The organism is Ningiella ruwaisensis (assembly GCF_004798935.1).
GTDB lineage: Bacteria > Pseudomonadota > Gammaproteobacteria > Enterobacterales > Alteromonadaceae > Glaciecola > Glaciecola ruwaisensis.
Genome location: NZ_RAHT01000002.1, coordinates 137,514 through 156,658 on the forward strand (window position 1 = coordinate 137,514; position 19,145 = coordinate 156,658).

Below are 19,145 nucleotides of genomic sequence, written 5' to 3' on the forward strand. Positions count from 1 at the left end.
GTGCTTTACGCACTTACAGTTAGGGTGCTTCCATGCCTTTTTTGGCGTAAAAATCGGCAACAAAATCCTCTAGCGCATTATTTGAGATAGCCTCTCTTAATCCTTCCATCACAATTTGATAATAACGTAAGTTATGGATGGTATTTAAACGCGCGCCCAGTATCTCATTACACTTGTCTAAGTGGTGTAAGTATGACCGACTGTAATTTTTACAAGTGTAACAATCGCAATTTTCGTCCAATGGCCCGGTGTCGGTCTTGTGTTTGGCATTGCGGATTTTAATAACGCCTTCGGTCACAAACAAGTGACCATTGCGCGCATTGCGCGTTGGCATAACGCAATCAAACATATCGATTCCGCGGCGCACCGATTCTACTATATCCTCGGGTTTGCCGACTCCCATCAAATATCGAGGCTTGTGCGCAGGAATTTTAGGAGCGGTGTGTTTAACAATGCGCAGCATATCTTCTTTAGGCTCACCCACAGAAAGGCCGCCTATGGCATAACCATCAAAATCAATTGCTTCCAAGCCCGCCAATGAGGTATCGCGCAGCGACTCATACATACCACCCTGCACAATGCCAAATAGCGCAGATGGATTATCAGCGTGGGCGTCTTTACTGCGCTTTGCCCATCTCAACGAAAGCTGCATGGAGCTTTCTGCTTCCTCTTCTGTGGCAGGATATGGCGTGCACTCATCAAAAATCATAACAATATCTGAGCCTAGCTCACGCTGTACTTGCATGGACTTTTCGGGCGTAAGCAATATTTTTTCACCATTTATGGGCGAGCGGAATGTGACGCCTTCTTCGTCAATTTTGCGTAAATCGCCCAAAGAGAAGACCTGAAAGCCCCCTGAGTCAGTTAAAATTGGCTTATCCCAGTGCATAAAGTCATGAAGGTCGCCATGCTGCTGAATGATTTGCGTACCGGGACGCAACATCAAATGAAAGGTATTGCCCAAACAGATATGCGCACCCGAAGCATCTAACTCTTCCGGAGTCATGCCTTTTACTGTGCCGTAGGTGCCAACCGGCATAAAGGCTGGCGTTTCAACCACACCTCGCTCAAACACCAATTGCCCGCGACGGGCAAGGCCATCGGTATTTAATAAATTAAATTTCATTAATAACAACAATTCTTGCTTAAAATATAGCGCGGGAGTATAGCAAAAACTCCGCCCCGTTGGCATTAACTATCGCCATCAAGATATTCAACTTGGCAGGTGCATGGGACGCATCGCCCGCATAGACGGGTCTTTACTTTCCAAATAATTCCAGCGAGAACAGGAGGCTAAAGCGCGCGCCATTTCATCGGTCCCCTCCTCCAGCTCTTCTTTTATTTCTTTGTTTATTCGCCTGTCAGCAAAAGTCAGCTTAATGACAATAGACAGCACGTCTTTGACTTCATAGCTAAATTGCTCTGTTTTTAGAACAGGGTGCTCATCAATGGCGGCACTACCTAAACTTTCATATTCAATGGGCTCAGCCAAACGTTGGTGATCAGCAAATTCGAGGTGAATCTTATACGCGCCGCTTAATTTGAGAAGTTTATCGCCTAAATGTTGTATAAAAGTACCGAGTGTTTGTGTTTCTGCCAGCACTAATAAATCTTTGGATAAAAAGCGCTTAAGTTGATGCAGGTTTTTATTGAAAAACGCATCGCAGGATTTAGACACAAAGTTATAGGCTGGTACAGCAAATAAAGAGCTGATCACGGCGGCCAAAAAAGCGGTGAAGGTCTTGTTGCTTAAACCCAGGGTTTGATTTAAAAGCGCTTGTAAGCCCTGATCGATACCTGCCCACACCGAAAACGCGACCACGGAGAGCACACTTAGCGTGGCAGATTTTGAGATGAGAGATTCCACTTGCCACAGACCATAGCGCATAAGAGCGAAGAACACACCTAATCCGATGCTGATGGGTATAATAAATCGCCCCACTAAAAAACCGTAGACACCTCCAATTAACATTAAAGGTAAATAAAGGACTAAACCAACACCTATACAGTATGTCAAAGTGAGTATTTGTTTACGTTGACGAATATTTACGGCTGTTTTGTACTTAAATATAAAATGCGCTAAAACAAGCGCGAGCGCAAAAGCCACTGAATAATGAAATGCGGCAAAACTTGCAATACTGCCGGACATCCCCAAATGATAGAAACTAATCACAAGTACAATGCCTAAAATAATCGCCCACAACCATGGGCTTTTAAAAGATCTGACCACGGGCATATTGGGGAAATAGTACATTGCTAGAGGCCCAATAATTGCCGCTAAAGTAATTCGGATACTTTCGATTGCGGTATCGCTGATTATATTGCTTCCCAAGTAAATAAACTGGCTTTCAAACACATTAAATAGCAGTGTAAAACTCAACAGCAATCCTGAAAGACAGTGCCGCGCTTTGCAAAACAGTAAAAGTGACAAGGCCAGTGAGAGCAGGGAAAAAAGCCCATCAAGTGCCAGACGGCCTAAATCGATTTTGACCTGCTCAATACGCTCACTCAATTGACTTCTTTCACCAACAAAGGTCTGAATTTGACCTTTTTTCAGCACTAATATATCGAGCGATTCTGCTTCGCCAACGTTAGCGCATTCGTATAGCGATGCTAATGATGCATGTAAATGCGCTTCACAATTGTCGATTGCAATTAATCTACCTCTATGAAGGCCTTGTTTAATAAGAGGCGACTCTGAAGGTGCAACTATTAAATAACGATTTAGAAAGGGATATTTATAAACAGAAGCGCCATATTCAAGAAAGCGAGTTTCTTGCTTGCCGTTCAAATTGGCCGCTGCGCTTAATCCATAGATGTAAAAAAGCACGGTAAAAAACAGCACACTGAAATAGGCTACCGCTGGCACCTTCGCCAGACAAGCAGACCCAAAGCTTGCGAGAACAGAATCCTGTTTTGTATTTTTCATTAGTGAACGCCAATGCCACTCACCCTAGCGAGCCCATAACTAAACGAAAAGTAAACTAAAAGTAAACTAAAAGTAAACTAAAACTCAGCCAATAAAGCTCGCGAAGTACAACAAATGAGTTTGTTTTTTATTTTTAAGCAATAACTTAGCACTAATAACTTTGCCTGTGCAATAAATAAGCAATGCTATTGCACAAATCGCTCGCTTGTTTACAAAGGTGAACTATACTCAATGCGTCAATTAACTTTAGGATGACTTTATGTCCAAGAATGAAAATGTGCGTTTAGATGAAGTTGAAACTCCCGCTCAGGCAGATACGGATGAGAATACACCGGCAAGTCCTCCACCCCAAGAGCAGGCGTCAGAAGATTCGCCAGAAGATTCGTCAGAAGAAAGGAACGATTAATTTATTGTACGAGCGCAGGATAAAAAGATTTAGTTTAAACAGATTCAGTACTGAAAAATCCAGTACAAACAATAACTAGCTTGAAGCGACCGGGCCCGAAATGGCCAAGCCGCTTCTCAAGCATTTACTGTTTTTCTGTTTTTCTGTTTTTCTGTTTTTCTGTTTTTCTATATTTACTGTTTCTTTTCTATGAACATGGCATCGCCATAGCTGAAAAAACGATATTCTTGCTTAATTGCCTGTGCATAAGCATGCATCACTTCATCTCGTCCTGCAAATGCGCTTATAAGCATCATTAAGGTAGACTGAGGAAGGTGAAAATTAGTGATCATCGCGTCAATAACTTTAAAGTTAAAACCCGGATAGATAAAAATACTGGTGTCAGATAAAAACGGCGCAATCAGTTTGTCGTTTTGTTGGTGTGCTGCAGATTCTACTGAACGCACTGATGTGGTTCCCACCGCAATGACTCGCTTACCCGCCGCTTTGGTGGCGAGTATTTTTTCTACTACTTCGTCAGTCACCTCTGCATATTCAGCATGCATAATATGGTCTTCAATATTTTCCACGCGAACAGGTTGGAAGGTTCCAGCGCCTACATGCAAGGTTACAAAAGCAGAATCTACGCCCTTCTCTCTGATTTTTTCGAGCAGCTTTTCGTCAAAATGTAAACCGGCTGTTGGTGCAGCCACCGCGCCTGGCTTTTCGTTATACACCGTTTGATAGCGCTCTTTGTCACTTTCTTCATCTGGCCTGTCTATATAGGGTGGAAGCGGCATATGCCCATGGGCTTCCAGTAAGTCAAACACATTTTCATCTGCATCAAAGCGAATATGAAAAAGTGCATCCTGACGACCCAAGACCTCAACATTTAAATTACCTTCCATATTCAAGCGGGCGCCTGCTTTCGGTGCTTTACTGGCTTTGATATGCGCCATCGCGGTATTGTCGCTTAAAACGCGTTCAAGCAATATTTCGACTTTACCGCCTGAAGATTTTTGCCCAAAAAGACGGGCAGGGATCACGCGAGTATTATTAAAAATGAGTAAATCGCCTGGCTCAAGAATCGATAGTATATCGGTAAACTGTCCGTGTTTTACCTCTCCGGTATTGCCATTGAGACGAAGCATTCTGCTTGCGCTGCGTTCTTTTGCAGGATACTTGGCGATAAGGTGTTCGGGTAATTCAAAATCAAAATCGGTTATTTTCATACAGCTCACAAAATGCGTTTACAAAATCACGAATGCGGTCGAATAGCTAAAGTTATATAAGTCTATACTTATCAATCAGCCCTCATACCCTAAAAAGGTCGCACATTATACGCGTATTCACTAATATTGGTTGTACATATTTTAGACATCTCCCAATGTTTGTTGTGTGTTTGACCCAGCTTTAACGCTGGGTTTGTTTTTTCTTAACGCATAAACCTTGTGTAAACATGCATTCTTTATAATAATTTCTCGCCTGTGGATACATCATTTACCTTGGCTTGGTCTTATCTCTTACTTAAATAATAACAACAGTATGACAACGTGGATTAAAGTGAAGCGAATCATGTCAAAGTACTTAAGCGAAATGCGCTGGTACATTATTGTCATGTTTACGCTTTTTTATGTCGCTTCCAGTTATTTATTGCTTTTTATAGCGGGCGAAACAGCGCTGCTCAATCCTGTCGACTTTACTTATTATCTGGTTGTTACTGGCTCAACGGTAGGCTACGGCGATATGTCGCCAACCAGCGAGATGGGCAAATCGGTGGTCGCGCTTTACATTATTCCAATGGGCTTGAGTATTTTTGCGCTCTTGTTAGGCAGGATCGCAAACTGGGTAGCAAAACAATGGCAAAAAGGAGCAAAAGGTTTGAACCAGTTGAACGTGACAAATCATGTATTGATCATTGGCTGGAACGGTAAACGTACCATGCAATTACTAAAGCTATTGCTGATTGAAAAAGCCAACTCCTCACACAATCCTGATATCGTGCTTTGCGTGCGAGCCGATATTGAGAATCCAATGCCTTCCAGAATCGACTTTGTTAAGGTTTCATCCTTTAATAATGACGAAGACATGGACAGAGCCTGTATCGAAACAGCAGCCACCATTGTAATTGATAATCCCCAGGATGATATGACAATGACCACGGCGCTATACTGCTCAAAACGTAACCAAAAAGCGCACAAGGTGGCGTATTTTGATGATGAGAGTTTAGTGCCTTTATTGCAAAAGCACTGCCCTGAAATTGAATGCACTCCCAGTGTAGCCGTTGAAATGCTGGCAAAATCTGCCTTTGATCCCGGTTCGAGTTTGCTTCATCACGATCTTCTGGATGTATATGAAGGGCAAGCGCAGTTTTCTGCCACTATCCCCGAAAATACTGAGCAGGTAGTCATTGAAAAAATGTTTTTAGCGCTCAAAAAACGCTACAACGCAACGTTTATTGGCTTTGCCAAACATCACGATATTCATAATATCAGTGTCAATCCCGACCTTTCAGAAACACTTGTAGCGGGAGATAAAATTTTTTACATCGCCGATAGTCGAATCAACGATATAGACTGGGCGAGCTTCAATCATTCTTAACTTGCAGATTTAGTAAGGGAAATTATGGACGCATTATACGATTCGCTGGCAGGCTTAAGCAGTTTTGCACTTTACTTCGTTATATCCATTGTGGCATTTTTTGTATTTAAAATTGTGTATGCCTTTGTCACTCCGCATGATGAGTGGCAGTTGGTAAGAGATGAGCAAAATATCGCGGCTGCGATAGGTTTTGGCGGTGCAATGATCGGCTTTGCTATTGCACTAGCAGGCGCAATCTCCAATTCTGAATTTTTGCTTGATTACGCCATTTGGGCACTTATTGCAACGTTTGCGCAAATTCTTGCTTTTCTCATTTTGCGTTTTACTTTTATGCCAAAAATTGCAGAGCGAATTGCGAACAACGAAGTGTCTGCTGGTATTATTTTAGCCTGCGTGTCGATTGCGATTGGTTTGATTAATGCTGCATGCATGACCTACTAACAATACATTTGTCATATCAGAGGGGAGAAATTAATGAAGCGTTCATGCCGGATTAATTTATCGCGTATGCGCAAATCGGTTTCGCTTGCACCGCTTAGTTTAGGCTTGGCAGGCATCTTTTTAAGTGGTTGTGCGGATAATCGAGATGACGCTCAGCTTTTTACAAGCATTGATGATTGCACAAACGGTTACCCCGGTTTGCGCGATGTATGTACTACCACCTATCAGCAGGCGCTAAAAGACGCCGAAGAAACAGGCCCAAAGTACGATACAGAATACGATTGTGAGTACGATTTTGGTCCGAATCAATGTCGTGAGGAAAATACGATATTCGGCAGTTTTTACATGCCTCTAATGGCTGGCTATCTGGTTGGCAACATGGTATCAAGACGCCCTTTCTACCAGCCCATGTATACCTCTTACAGTCGCTACAGTCCGCTAAGAAATCGCTGGTTTACGCCCGATGGCCTTGACCTTGGTGATATCAGAAAACGCAATTTTAAAGTCAAGCGCAGTATTTTTGATAAGCGCCCATTTAACACCAGTACGCTTAAACGTGGCGGCTTTGGGCAAATGGCCAAGTCTTCGTCTTCGTACCGCCCGAGCAGCCGTGGCTGGGGTGGCTAAACCCTTGTTATTAGCCGCTGATGTTTAAAATTCCCACACAAGAGCGGTCTCACTGGCGATCCTTGGCGCACGAGTACGGATTTCACTTTCATACCATGTATGGCGAGCCTTACTGGGATGAAAGTGCCTATTATCAGTTTAGTCTTGCACAAATTGAAAATGACCTGGAGGCGCCAACACAAGAAATTCATCAGATGTGTCTGCACATCGTCGACAAGGTTGTTAATAATGAAGTTCTGCTCGAAAAACTGGCTATCCCTTCTGCATATTGGCAAAGCATTGCTGATTCGTGGCATGCAAAAGACCCTTCTCTCTATTCACGTCTGGATTTTAGTTATGATGGCAAGTCGCCAGCAAAACTTTTGGAAAACAATGCCGACACTCCCACCAGCCTATACGAAACCGGGTTTTGGCAATGGCTGTGGCTAGAGCAGAAAGTCGACACCGGTGGCTTGTCTCGCGGGGCTGATCAATTTAATTCGCTTCAGGAAAAACTGATTGCCCAACTGGCAAAAATCGCACGCCATTATCAAACAGATTTTATGCATGTGACATGTTGCAAAGACACGGTAGAGGATAGAGGCACGATACAATATTTGCAGGATTGTGCAGCCGAAGCACGAATTTATACAGAGTTCGTGTTTGTTGAAGATATTGGCCTTAACGAACATCTTCAATTGACCGATTTAAACGATCAGCCAATTTCATTATGTTTTAAGCTCTACCCTTGGGAGTTCATGCAGCGAGAAGAATTTGGTCAATACGCAGTAAATCAAGATATTAAGTGGGTAGAGCCTCTCTGGAAATCTGTGCTGTCGAATAAAGGTCTTCTGGCGCTACTTTGGGAAAGCTTTGAAGGACACCCTAACTTGCTACCTGCTTACTTTGCCAGCGACATTGAAAATATCGCTAAGGCTAAAACGGCCAAGGCTATTGCTGACTTATCACTAAATAACAAGTGGGTAAGAAAGCCGCTTTATTCAAGAGAAGGTGCCAATATAAGCATTCTAGAAAATCTGGTTGATACCTGTCAGCCCCAAGAGCAGTCACTAGAGCAGTCACAAAACGCGCGGGCTAAAAAGAGAGAAACTCGAGCTCGCCAAAAAACAGTATTGCATGAAAGTGACGGCCCCTATGGCGAAGAGGGCTTTGTGTATCAAGCGTATCATCCCTTGCCTAAATTTGGCGACAATCATACCTTAATAGGTTCATGGCTCGTCGACAATAAAGCAGCGGGAATATCATTAAGAGAAGATAAGGACCTCATTACTCAGGACCTATCTCGCTTTGTACCTCATGTCATCTTGTAGCAGATTTATAAAAAATTACGATGAAGATATACTGGCGAGTGTTGACCTTTGCTGTAAATTTTAACAACTAAAAAACAAACGCTTACACAGTACTACTGAACCTTGTTACAAATTCCTCGTCCTTTTAACTATCATATTGATTATATTTTTGTAGAATAGCGCACTCGCAATTTGAGTAAGCAGTAAATGACATCACAAAACAGTACACAAAAACCCAAGCAGCAAGGTGGCTTTTTCGGCAATCTTGTCTTTAACATTATTATTCCTGTGCTCGTAATGAGTTACCTGAGTTCAGAAGAATATTTAGGCCCGGCATGGAGTGTGGTAGTTGCCCTTGCCTTTCCTTTGTGTTTTGGACTTTTTGACCTTAAAAAAACCAAAAAAGTGAATGGGTTTTCTGTTTTGGGGATCATTAGTGTATTGCTGACTGGCGGTATTAGCCTTTTAAAACTGCCGGCCGAATACATGGCAATTAAAGAAGCGGCCATTCCCGCTATTATTGGTTTAGCGGTACTGTTTACCCAGTTTGGGCATAAGCCTTTGGTTAAAATGCTGATATTAAATGACCAAATTATTAACTGGGATAAGCTCAATGCCAGCCTCGATGAAAAACAGGCGCATACCGACTTTAACAAGAAAGTTGCAGTAAGCTCTTACATTGTCGCTAGCTCGTTTTTCTTATCATCGGCCTTAAATTATGGCCTGGCGAAATACATCTTGGTCTCAGAGCCCGGCACAACGGCATACACCGAAGAATTAGGCAGAATGACGGCCCTAAGTTATCCTGTTATCGTCGTTCCAAGCATGGTTTTGCTCATTACCGCTTTGATTTATCTTTTTAAACAAATCAGCCACTGCACAGGTGAGCCGATTGAAACCTTTCTGAATCAATAAGTCCGGGTTAAAAAAGATAGTGATAGTAAAAACGCGCCTATTGGCGCGCTTTGATGAGTTTAAACAATCGTTCGGCAATATCGGTATTGTTTAAGTTGCCACTGAAGTGCCTGGCTCCCGGTCCGTAGCCATAAATATTCACATCTACCGCAGTATGTCCGTTTGTGGTCCAGCCAGTATTAGTCCGTTCGTTGACAATCCCTTTTAATAAATTCTCAATTTGACGAGATTCCATTTCACTGTTGGCAGAATCGATAATGGCAACTTCATCCTCAGTTAGCTCAAAACCAAACTGTGCCTCTACATAGCCTTTACGATCTTCGTGCTGCATCATTTCTTTGGCAATTGTAACAACTGAGGCTTTAAAATTGCTAAGCCACTTAGGGTCCCAGCGATACCCATCTGCGCCAGCCACTGTGAGTCCGCCTGTACTGTGATCCGCAGTTAGCAGTACGAGGGTATCCGGGTGCTCAACTGCAAATTTTTCAAGTACCTGCATGGCTACCGCTAAATCATCCATCTCGGCCATAGCAGATGCAATTTCATTTGCATGCCCTGCCCAATCAACTTGACTTGCTTCAACCAATAAAAAGAAACCTGCTTCGTTGTTTAGCGCATTTAAAGCGGTTGAAGTGAGCGCTGATAAGCGATGAGGGTTCGTATCATCCAAAGCCCAAGGCAAACTGTTTGCACCAAACAGACCAATCATCGGCTTGCTTAAATCAACATCTTCCAACTGAGAATAATCCGACAAATACTGATAGCCATTTTCTTCAAACGCAGCCACCAGATTCCGATCTTCTCGTATAAAATGGGTTTGCCCCGCTCCCAACATGACATCTGCGAGAAACTGACCATTAATTCGATCGTCAAAGAAGCTATCGGCTATTTGCTCGTAGTTGCGTCTTTGTTCATTTGCAACCATGTATGAGGCTGGCGTTGCGTGCACAATTGTGGATGTTACGGCCAAACCCGTTTTCATACCTTGCTTTCTCGCTGCATGAAGCACCGTTTCCAAAGGTTCTTTGTTTACATTCACCCCAATGGCGCCGTTGTAAGTTTTGAATCCGGTAGCTAAAGCCGTAGCGCTTGCAGCGGAGTCTGTCACATACCCAGATTCAGCATGAGGATAAGTGCGTTGAGTACCTAACAAAATGTCATCAAAAATAGTGGTTTCAACCGCTTCTGTTGAGGGATCATCTTTAAAATATCGATAAGCTGAAACATAGGCTGGCCCCATACCATCGGCAATCACCATAACAATATTTTTGGGGACGTCTTGATTTTCAATCCTTAGACTGTTGACAGAAGCGACCTGTTCGCTTTGGCTTGTAGCAAGGGGAGCCGTAGCAAGTGCTTCTGTCTGACTGTAAGCCATGGCACTAAACATCAGCAGTGCACCTGCGCTTATTGGCGCGACGCTTTTAGATAAATTAATTAAGCGCGTCAGTGGTGAGGCTTTTTTATTTGTCGCGTTTTCTATATTTTGTTTCATATCTGTCCTAATTTAAAGTGACTGACACTTTCGCTTTATTTCTGGATATATATTTCGTTTAAGTACGAGCATTTTTCATTTAAGTACGAGCATTGGCCCCAGAGCTTGAAGCGTTTGACTTAAAGCATTTGTGAGCTAACGCAAAATTATACACCGAATATCGCTTTCACTTGAAAAGTTTGTGACCATTTTCATTATAAACATGGAAAAATGGCAGTGAGGTCACTATATCGAATAAGCCTTAGTATTTCATAAGCTTGCAAATATATCGCATGGGCTTGCTTGCCTACATACTAAATAACCTGAATCCGGTTTAAGAACGTCGCTCAGCGCTACTAGAATTGCACATCACTTCGTTGCAAAAACCCAGTCAAAAATGCTGCACCTGCGAAATCGAGACCAATAATCATTCATAAAATAAATAATCAAAATGAAAATTATATATTTTTTTTATCAGCTCATGCGCTCTAGGATGAATTAACGGTCAAGGGCCTTAACCCAATAATTTTTGATTTCCTTATCTCAAATTGAGGCGTTATCTCAAACAGAGAAAGCTCACAGCGAAATCGCAAGTTATCACGTTAAATGCCCTCAATGCCATCGGCAAACCTAGAGGAAGCAATCATGTCAAACTATCAACAAGACATTCAACATTTCGCCAATTTAAAACAAGCACAAGGTAGCGCCTGGAACGCGATAAGTCCCGAGTACGCTGCGCGCATGAAGATACAAAACCGTTTTAAAACCGGACTTGATATCGCCCGATATACAGCGGCAATTATGCGCAAAGACATGGCTGAGTACGATGCGGACTGCTCGCAATACACTCAGTCTTTAGGTTGCTGGCACGGTTTTATTGGTCAGCAAAAAATGCTTGCAGTCAAAAAGCATCAGGGTACAACGAACAAAAGCTACTTGTACCTCTCAGGTTGGATGGTGGCTGCGCTGCGCTCTGAATTCGGTCCTCTGCCTGACCAGTCCATGCATGAGAAAACGTCGGTCCCGGCCTTGATTGAAGAACTATATACCTTTTTAAGACAAGCCGACGCCAGAGAGCTTGGCAACCTGTTCAACGAGCTCGATAAAGCAAAAGCTGAAGGCGGCGATACAGCCGATATTCAGAATAAAATCGACAATTTTGAAACCCATGTAGTGCCGATCATCGCAGATATCGACGCAGGTTTTGGAAATGAAGAGGCCACGTATTTACTGGCGAAAAAAATGATTGAGGCAGGAGCTTGTTGCATTCAAATCGAAAACCAGGTGTCTGATGCCAAGCAATGTGGTCACCAAGATGGCAAAGTGACCGTGCCGCATGAGGATTTTCTGGCAAAAATTAATGCCGTGCGCTATGCCTTTTTGGAGTTAGGTGTCGACGATGGTGTAATTGTTGCCCGAACCGACTCACTGGGTGCAGGCCTTACACAAAAAATCCCTGTATCTCAAAGCAAGGGCGACTTGGCCGCACAATATAACGCGTTTTTAGAAATCACTGACGTCAACTCGGTTGATGACCTGGGCGAAGGCGACACCGTGATGAAACTCGACGGTAAGCTTAAAAAGCCGGTTCGTTTGCCAAACGGTTTATACAAATTTAAAGAAAATACCGGGTTTGATCGCGTAGTACTTGACTGCATTACCAGTTTGCAAAACGGTGCCGATTTGCTTTGGATTGAAACAGAAAAACCGCACGTTGGGCAGATTGCCGCAATGGTCAACGCGATTCGTGAAGAGGTGCCCAACGCTAAACTGGTCTATAACAATAGTCCTTCGTTTAACTGGACACTTAACTTCCGTCAGCAAATCTTTGATTTATGGGAAGAGCAAGGGAAAGACACTACCGGCTACGATAGAAATGCATTGATGTCTGCAGTTTATGATGATTCTGAGCTAGCGCAAGAAGCGGACGCAAAAATTCAAACCTTCCAGGCCGATGCAGCACGCGAAGCAGGTATTTTCCATCATTTAATTACCTTGCCAACTTATCATACAGCAGCATTGTCTACTGACAACCTGGCAAAAGGCTACTTTGGTGAAGAAGGCATGCTGGCTTATGTCAAAGGCGTGCAGCGTCAGGAAATCCGGCAGGGACTAGCCTGCGTTAAGCACCAGGCCATGGCGGGTTCTGATTTAGGCGATACACATAAAGAGTATTTCTCTGGTGAGCAAGCCCTAAAAGCCTCTGGTGAAGACAACACCATGAATCAGTTTGATGTTGTAGCCTAGCACAAGATACGGTGTAGATCGCAGCATCACTACCACGTGATGCCAGACAACTTAAATGAGTCGAGACTCTTGTTCAGCGCCCTTCGGGGCGTTTTTTTATGGGAATACAATATTGAAAGCATCATGTTGAATCGCTTTAATTTGATGGATAGCTCTGCTCACTCTCTTCTTCAACAGGATGCTTTCAATATAGTATAGCCAAGCATTTTTTTGATTTAGCGCAAACTTTGTGCATATTCACGCCAATAATGCCTTATGATAGTGTTATCTTTAAGCGTTATATCAGTTACAGCCAAGGAAAATGCGTTGAACATAGCAAAGGTAGATTTAAATTTACTTGTTTACTTAGATGTATTACTTCGGGAAGGCAGCGTTACAAAAGCCGCTAATCAGTTAAGCATCACCCAGCCAGCCATGAGCAATGGCCTCAAAAGACTCAGAGACTTATTTAAAGATCCTTTACTTGTTCGCACCAGTGACGGTATGACACCCACCAAACGTGCATTAGAATTGCGACCTGTTATTCGTGATGTACTGAGCCGTTTGGAATCTTCAATACAGCCAGAAGTTGAATTTGAGCCAGCCTCGTCTATTCGGACCTTTAGGATCATGACCAGTGATTACGCTGAATCGACACTTTTGCTTGAACTTATTGGGCGCTTATCCAAGCTCGCACCTAATATTACACTCGACCTTATCACCCCGTCAGATGTGACCTTTCATGACGTTGAGCAAGGCAAAGTCGATATGGCAATCAATCGCTTTGACGAGCTTCCTCTTTCTTTCCATCAAAAAGTGATTTGGTACGATACCTTTGCCTGCGTAATTGGTGCTGACCACCCAAGTGCAAACAAGTTTGATTTGGATGCCTACCTGAGCGGCCAACATATATGGGTAAGTAAAACAGGATTTGGTGTCGGCGTAGGTATCGATCCAACGGAAGTTCAAAAGCTTGGATGGGTAGATGCAGAGCTTATTAAACTGGGTAAGCAGCGCGATATTCGTGTTTTTACTCGCCACTATCACGCCGCTTTGCAACTCGCCAAAACGCAAAACCTGATTGCAACGCTTCCAAGCAAAGCTGCAAAGATATTTAAAGATGACCCGGCTATTAAAGTGGTTCCGCCGCCTTTTGACATTCCGCCGATTGCCCTGAAGATGGCATGGAGTGCATTATTGCATCACGATGCCGGCCATATATGGCTACGACGCTTAATTAACGAAGTAGCTCAGGAAATGACCCAACAAGCATAAGCAGCACAAAAACGAGGCGTGGCGGTACTTAAACACGTGCGCCACACTTCATTCATGAAATTTATGCTTAATATATCATTCATAAACTAAACATTAGGTCTTTGTTTTCTTACACTGAGTCAAGGTACAGATACAGGCATCAACGGGAGAAACTCGTGTCAGATTATATAAGCATTGGACGATTGCGCGTAGATAAGACGCTTTATGACTTTATTAAGCAAGATGCTATACCTGGTACCCAAGTGGATGAAAAAGCCTTCTGGCAAGGCTTTGAAAAAATACTCCTTGAATTGAGTGAAACAAATCAGGCATTGCTTGATAAGCGAACACAACTGCAAACCGCCATTGACGAGTTTCATACGCAAAATCGTTCACAAAATAAAGAAGAGAGCTTTGAGGAATATAAACGCTTTTTGCTTGATATTGGCTACCTGCTTAATAATGATGATGCGCCTGCCAGCGAAAGCACAAGTGTCATTAGTACTGCAAATGTTGATGATGAAGTGGCAACAATGGCTGGTCCGCAACTGGTTGTCCCTATAAACAATGCACGTTACGCATTAAATGCGGTGAACGCTCGCTGGGGAAGTTTGTATGACGCGCTTTATGGAACAGATGCCTTAGATCTTACCGAAAGTACGTCAGAGGCAACAAAAAATACAGGTGAATATAATCCCAAACGCGGTGAACAAGTTATTCACGCTGCCCGAAAATACCTGGATATTATTGCCCCGCTGCAACAGGGCAGTCACATCGATAGCACACACTATAGCATTGAGGACGGATTCTTAAGCGTCACACTCAAAGACAGCACGCGCACAACGCTAAAACAAGCGGAACAATTTGTCGGCTACCAAGGCCACATCAACTCGCCTACAGCGATTTTAATTCGACATAATGGCCTGCACGCTGAATTACAGTTTGATGCCAATCACGCCATAGGAAAGACCGACCCAGCAGCCCTCAAAGACATCTTGTTAGAGTCGGCCATTACCACAATCATGGACTGTGAGGATTCTGTCGCTGCAGTTGATGCAGAGGATAAAACGCTGGTTTACAATAACTGGCTAGGTCTGATGCAGGGGAATTTAAGCATTAGTATGCAAAAGAATGGAAAATCCATAACCCGTAAAATGCATGCCGACCGGATTTATAACACGCTCGACAGTGGCACCTTGATTTTAAGCGGAAGAAGCTTAATGTTTGTCAGAAACGTGGGTCATCTAATGCAAAACGACGCCATTTTATTAGATGAGCAACCCATTTTTGAAGGCATCATGGACGGTGTGATTACCAGCTTGATTGCCAAGCACGACTTACTTAAAAACAGCCCCTTTGAGAACAGTAAAAAAGGCAGTGTTTATATTGTAAAACCTAAAATGCATGGCAGCGAAGAAGTTGCATTTACGAACACTTTATTCGCCATGATTGAGGATATGCTTGGTCTGGAACGTTTTACCCTAAAAGTCGGCATAATGGATGAAGAGCGGCGAACCAGCTTGCAACTAAGCGAATGTATCGCAGCGGCTAAAGAGCGCGTAGTTTTTATTAATACCGGATTTTTAGATAGAACCGGGGATGAAATTCATACCTCTATGTTAAAAGGTCCCTTTGCACCAAAAGGTGAACTGAAAGCTCGCCCATGGTTGCAAGCTTACGAGACAGCCAATGTGTCTACTGGCCTGAAATGCGGCTTATCCGGAAAAGCGCAAATAGGCAAAGGGATGTGGCCAATTCCTGATCAAATGCATGCAATGATGGAAGCAAAAATTAATCATCCAAAGGCAGGGGCAAGCACAGCCTGGGTGCCCTCGCCCACTGCTGCTACATTACATGCATTGCACTATCATCAAGTTGATGTATTTGCTTTACAGCAAGTGATTAAAGCGCAGGAATTTGATGGCATCGATACAATTTTAGATATTCCCCTGCTTGAAAAGGACCGCAAGTTGAGCGCTGCCGAAATTCAGCGTGAATTGGATAATAATGTGCAAGGCATATTAGGCTATGTGGTTCGCTGGGTGCATCAAGGGATAGGTTGCTCGAAAGTCCCCGATATTAACAACGTTGGATTAATGGAAGACCGGGCGACCTTGCGTATCTCAAGTCAGCACATCGCCAATTGGCTTGAGCACGGACTGGTGGATGCACAGCAGGTCAATGAATCGCTAAATCGAATGGCAGCGCTTGTAGATAAGCAAAATCAGGCAGATCCCGAGTATATTACAATGTTGCCAGATTTGGAGAATAGTATCGGTTTTCAGGCGGCCAAGGACCTTATATTTTTAGGCAAGGTTCAGCCAAACGGTTACACAGAGCCGCTTTTGCATCAGCGTCGAAAGGAAATGAAAGCACTGTTAGCAGATAAATAATTGCTTATTTGTAAAAAGAGGTCTAGTCTGCATTGAAGGATATATTTTCGCTAAATTACAATAACTTGATTTGCGAATGAACATATCCTGGCAAACATTCGAGCGTCGTAGACGTACATTAAAAGCTCGGTTAACTCGTACTCTTAATACCGGTTAATACTGGTTAATAACGGTTTACAAGGAGCAAGTATGTACAAATCACTCAATAAGGCGCTTTTAGCAGGATTTTTAGTCAGTTTTTCTTTGCTAACTCAAGCGGCCATCATTAAAGCCACAGCAATGCTGGACTATGGTCAAGAAGTGGCGCCAAGTAATCCCACGCCCAGCGATGCCTCAGGTATGGCTACCTTGATGTTCAATACCGATACGTCTACCGTCGATATTATGGCAGAAATTACCGGGATCAGCCTTGCGGACGTTACCTTTCCTGATGGAGGCTTAGCCTTTGGTAACGCTGGACCGTTTCATATTCATAATGGCTTTGCAGGTGAAAATGGCCCGATAGTGGTGCCTTTTAGTCTTGCTAGCTATTTTAGTGAAACGGCAACGGGTATCAGTGTTATGGCAACAGGCATTAGTTTTGACAGCGCACTCATTACCAACTTATATGCCGGCGGACTCTATCTCAATTTACATACTCTCGATTATGGAAGCGGTGAAATACGAGGACAACTTGCAGCTGTTAACGCACCTGCGATTGCTGGATTTATCTTTTTCGTCGCCTTAATTCTCATACTCCGTCGAAACTAAGCGCAATTTATGAATGAAATGCGTAAAACTGACATTTTACGGTTGACCCAGTGTCTAAAGACGATTACATTCATAAGCCTAAATACAGGAAAAGATGATTTTAAAGAAAGGTTTGTTTTAAAAAGTGAAAAATAACGCAATAATCATTTTACTTCTACTCGGTCTGGCGAATTAGGCGCACGGGTAGCCTGTATTAAAATTTTCAGAACCCGTGTAAAGCACGGGTTTTTTTATGGCTGCTAACTTCTGTGGCTATGTTGGATAAAAGATACAAGTAAGATATCAGCAAATTATTAAAGAAGGTGAACATATGGAAAAGCAAGTTATTATCTTCGATACCACGCTACGAGACGGTGAGCAAGCCTTACCCGCTAGTTTAAGTGCTCGCGAAAAACTGCAAATCGCTCTTATGCTAGAGCGTCTCGGCGTTGATGTTATCGAAGCTGGCTTTCCTGTCTCCTCACCGGGCGATTTCACGTCGGTTCAAATGATTGCGCGCGAAGTTAAAAATGCCAGAGTGTGTGGCCTTTCAAGAGCATTGGAAAAAGACATAGACGCCTGTGGCGAGGCTTTAAGCGTCGCAGAGCAATTTCGCATCCATACTTTTATTGCAACGTCTGATATTCATGTAGACACTAAACTGCGCAAATCCCAGGATGAAGTGGTCGAAATGGCCATCAAAGCTATTCAACACGCCAGAAAATACACTGATGATGTAGAGTTTTCCTGTGAAGATGCAGGACGCACGCATATCGACTACCTTTGCCGCATGGTCGAAGCCGCTATATCTGCAGGCGCTAGCACAGTGAACATTCCTGATACAGTGGGCTACACTATTCCTTCTGAGTTTGGCGGCATAATCTCATCATTGTTCGATCGCGTGCCCAACATTGATAAAGCCGTAATTTCGGTGCATTGCCATAATGATTTAGGTTTGGCAGTGGCCAATTCGCTGGCGGCAGTGCAAGCAGGAGCCAGACAAGTAGAATGTACCGTGAATGGCATTGGTGAACGCGCAGGAAACTGTTCGCTTGAAGAAATTGTCATGACGCTTAAAACCCGCGAACAGATGCTCGGTTTGCAAACCAACATTCGCTCTCAGGAAATCAGTAAAGCGTCTAAACTTGTCAGTCAATTATGCAATATGCCCGTACAGGCAAACAAAGCCATTGTTGGTGCAAACGCTTTTAGCCATAGCTCGGGTATCCATCAGGATGGCGTACTAAAAGGCCAAAATACCTACGAAATTATGACGCCTGAAAGCGTAGGCATAAATAAAAACAATTTAAACCTGACTTCACGCTCTGGTCGGCACGTTATTAAGCATCGCTTAGGTGAGCTAGGTTACAAAAGCGACGAATATGATTTGGATGAAGTCTATACGGCCTTTTTAAAGCTGGCTGACAAAAAAGGCCAGGTATTTGACTACGATTTGGAGGCGCTTCTGTTTTTTAATCAACAAAAACATGAAGATGCCTACTATAAGCTTACATACCTGCATGCGACATCGGGGCATAATATTATCCCATCGGCAACGGTAAGTTTGGAGCTCGGAGAAAAAAGCCTTACCAAATCGGCAACAGGCAATGGCCCGGTTGATGCCGCGTTTAATGCTATTATTTCAGCTATCGAAGGACACGACTTAGATATTGTTGACTTTAAACTTGATTCCAAAGGTGAAGGTGCCGATGCCTTGGCGCAAGTGAGTGTGATAGTTGAGTACAATCATCGCCGGTTTAACGGTATCGGACTCGCCACAGACATTGTTGAAGCTGGCGTTAAAGCCTTAATATTTGTGCTTAATAACATGCATTTAGCCGATCAAATAGATCAACAAAAACAAAAAATTGTAGGAGTGTAA

At 43.3% G+C, this 19,145-nt stretch carries 15 protein-coding genes; 11 read left to right on the plus strand and 4 right to left on the minus strand.

The features are described from left to right. Positions 1 to 19: 19 nt before the first annotated feature. Together tgt and D6V41_RS04095 are read right to left on the minus strand one after the other, a co-directional pair. A complete protein-coding gene (tgt, locus tag D6V41_RS04090; protein ID WP_136250210.1) occupies positions 20 to 1,126 on the minus strand; it encodes a tRNA guanosine(34) transglycosylase Tgt in 1,107 nt (368 codons plus the stop codon). Positions 1,127 to 1,213: 87 nt separating this feature from the next. Further along, the gene (locus tag D6V41_RS04095; protein WP_136250211.1) at positions 1,214 to 2,929 is read right to left on the minus strand and encodes a hypothetical protein; all 1,716 of its coding nucleotides are present in this window, start codon (positions 2,927 to 2,929) and stop codon (positions 1,214 to 1,216) included. A 259-nt stretch (positions 2,930 to 3,188) separates the two neighbouring features. On the opposite strand from D6V41_RS04095, the gene D6V41_RS18135 reads away from it, so the two are divergent. Further along, complete coding sequence (locus D6V41_RS18135) at positions 3,189 to 3,335, plus strand: hypothetical protein (protein WP_168710963.1); 147 nt, start codon at positions 3,189 to 3,191, stop codon at positions 3,333 to 3,335. A gap of 173 nt (positions 3,336 to 3,508) precedes the next feature. On the opposite strand, the gene queA is transcribed toward D6V41_RS18135, so the two are convergent. Continuing rightward, entirely contained in the window at positions 3,509 to 4,546 is a 1,038-nt protein-coding gene (gene queA / locus D6V41_RS04100) for a tRNA preQ1(34) S-adenosylmethionine ribosyltransferase-isomerase QueA (RefSeq protein ID WP_136250212.1), read from the minus strand. A 313-nt stretch (positions 4,547 to 4,859) separates the two neighbouring features. Between queA and D6V41_RS04105 the strand changes: the two genes are divergently transcribed. The 5 genes from D6V41_RS04105 (at position 4,860) to D6V41_RS04125 (ending at position 9,187) form a co-directional block, all read left to right on the plus strand. After that, positions 4,860 to 5,915 (plus strand): ion channel, encoded by a 1,056-nt coding sequence (locus tag D6V41_RS04105; protein WP_136250213.1) that lies wholly within the window; start codon positions 4,860 to 4,862, stop codon positions 5,913 to 5,915. 24 nt (positions 5,916 to 5,939) lie between these two features. Beyond that, positions 5,940 to 6,356: a DUF350 domain-containing protein gene (locus tag D6V41_RS04110; RefSeq protein ID WP_136250214.1), complete on the plus strand. Its 417-nt coding sequence runs from the start codon at positions 5,940 to 5,942 to the stop codon at positions 6,354 to 6,356. Positions 6,357 to 6,389: 33 nt separating this feature from the next. Further along, the gene (locus D6V41_RS04115; RefSeq protein ID WP_136250215.1) at positions 6,390 to 6,983 is read left to right on the plus strand and encodes a DUF1190 domain-containing protein; all 594 of its coding nucleotides are present in this window, start codon (positions 6,390 to 6,392) and stop codon (positions 6,981 to 6,983) included. Between the two features lie 20 nt (positions 6,984 to 7,003). Next, entirely contained in the window at positions 7,004 to 8,293 is a 1,290-nt protein-coding gene (locus D6V41_RS04120) for a glutathionylspermidine synthase family protein (protein WP_136250216.1), read from the plus strand. 186 nt (positions 8,294 to 8,479) lie between these two features. Continuing rightward, a complete protein-coding gene (locus D6V41_RS04125; protein WP_136250217.1) occupies positions 8,480 to 9,187 on the plus strand; it encodes a VC0807 family protein in 708 nt (235 codons plus the stop codon). 37 nt (positions 9,188 to 9,224) lie between these two features. Here the strand turns inward: D6V41_RS04125 and D6V41_RS04130 are convergent, their stop codons facing one another. Further along, a complete protein-coding gene (locus tag D6V41_RS04130; RefSeq protein WP_241664421.1) occupies positions 9,225 to 10,682 on the minus strand; it encodes an alkaline phosphatase in 1,458 nt (485 codons plus the stop codon). A 624-nt stretch (positions 10,683 to 11,306) separates the two neighbouring features. Between D6V41_RS04130 and D6V41_RS04135 the strand changes: the two genes are divergently transcribed. The 5 genes from D6V41_RS04135 to leuA all read left to right on the plus strand — a co-directional run bounded on the left by D6V41_RS04135 (position 11,307) and on the right by leuA (position 19,145). Beyond that, positions 11,307 to 12,908, plus strand: a complete 1,602-nt coding sequence (locus tag D6V41_RS04135; RefSeq protein WP_136250218.1) for an isocitrate lyase — start codon at positions 11,307 to 11,309, stop codon at positions 12,906 to 12,908. Between the two features lie 306 nt (positions 12,909 to 13,214). Further along, a complete protein-coding gene (locus D6V41_RS04140) occupies positions 13,215 to 14,162 on the plus strand; it encodes a LysR family transcriptional regulator (protein ID WP_136250219.1) in 948 nt (315 codons plus the stop codon). 155 nt (positions 14,163 to 14,317) lie between these two features. Then, complete coding sequence (locus tag D6V41_RS04145; RefSeq protein ID WP_136250220.1) at positions 14,318 to 16,534, plus strand: malate synthase G; 2,217 nt, start codon at positions 14,318 to 14,320, stop codon at positions 16,532 to 16,534. 189 nt (positions 16,535 to 16,723) lie between these two features. After that, positions 16,724 to 17,284, plus strand: coding sequence for a CHRD domain-containing protein (locus D6V41_RS04150; protein ID WP_136250221.1), 561 nt, complete (start codon positions 16,724 to 16,726; stop codon positions 17,282 to 17,284). 310 nt (positions 17,285 to 17,594) lie between these two features. Next, entirely contained in the window at positions 17,595 to 19,145 is a 1,551-nt protein-coding gene (gene leuA, locus D6V41_RS04155) for a 2-isopropylmalate synthase (RefSeq protein ID WP_136250222.1), read from the plus strand.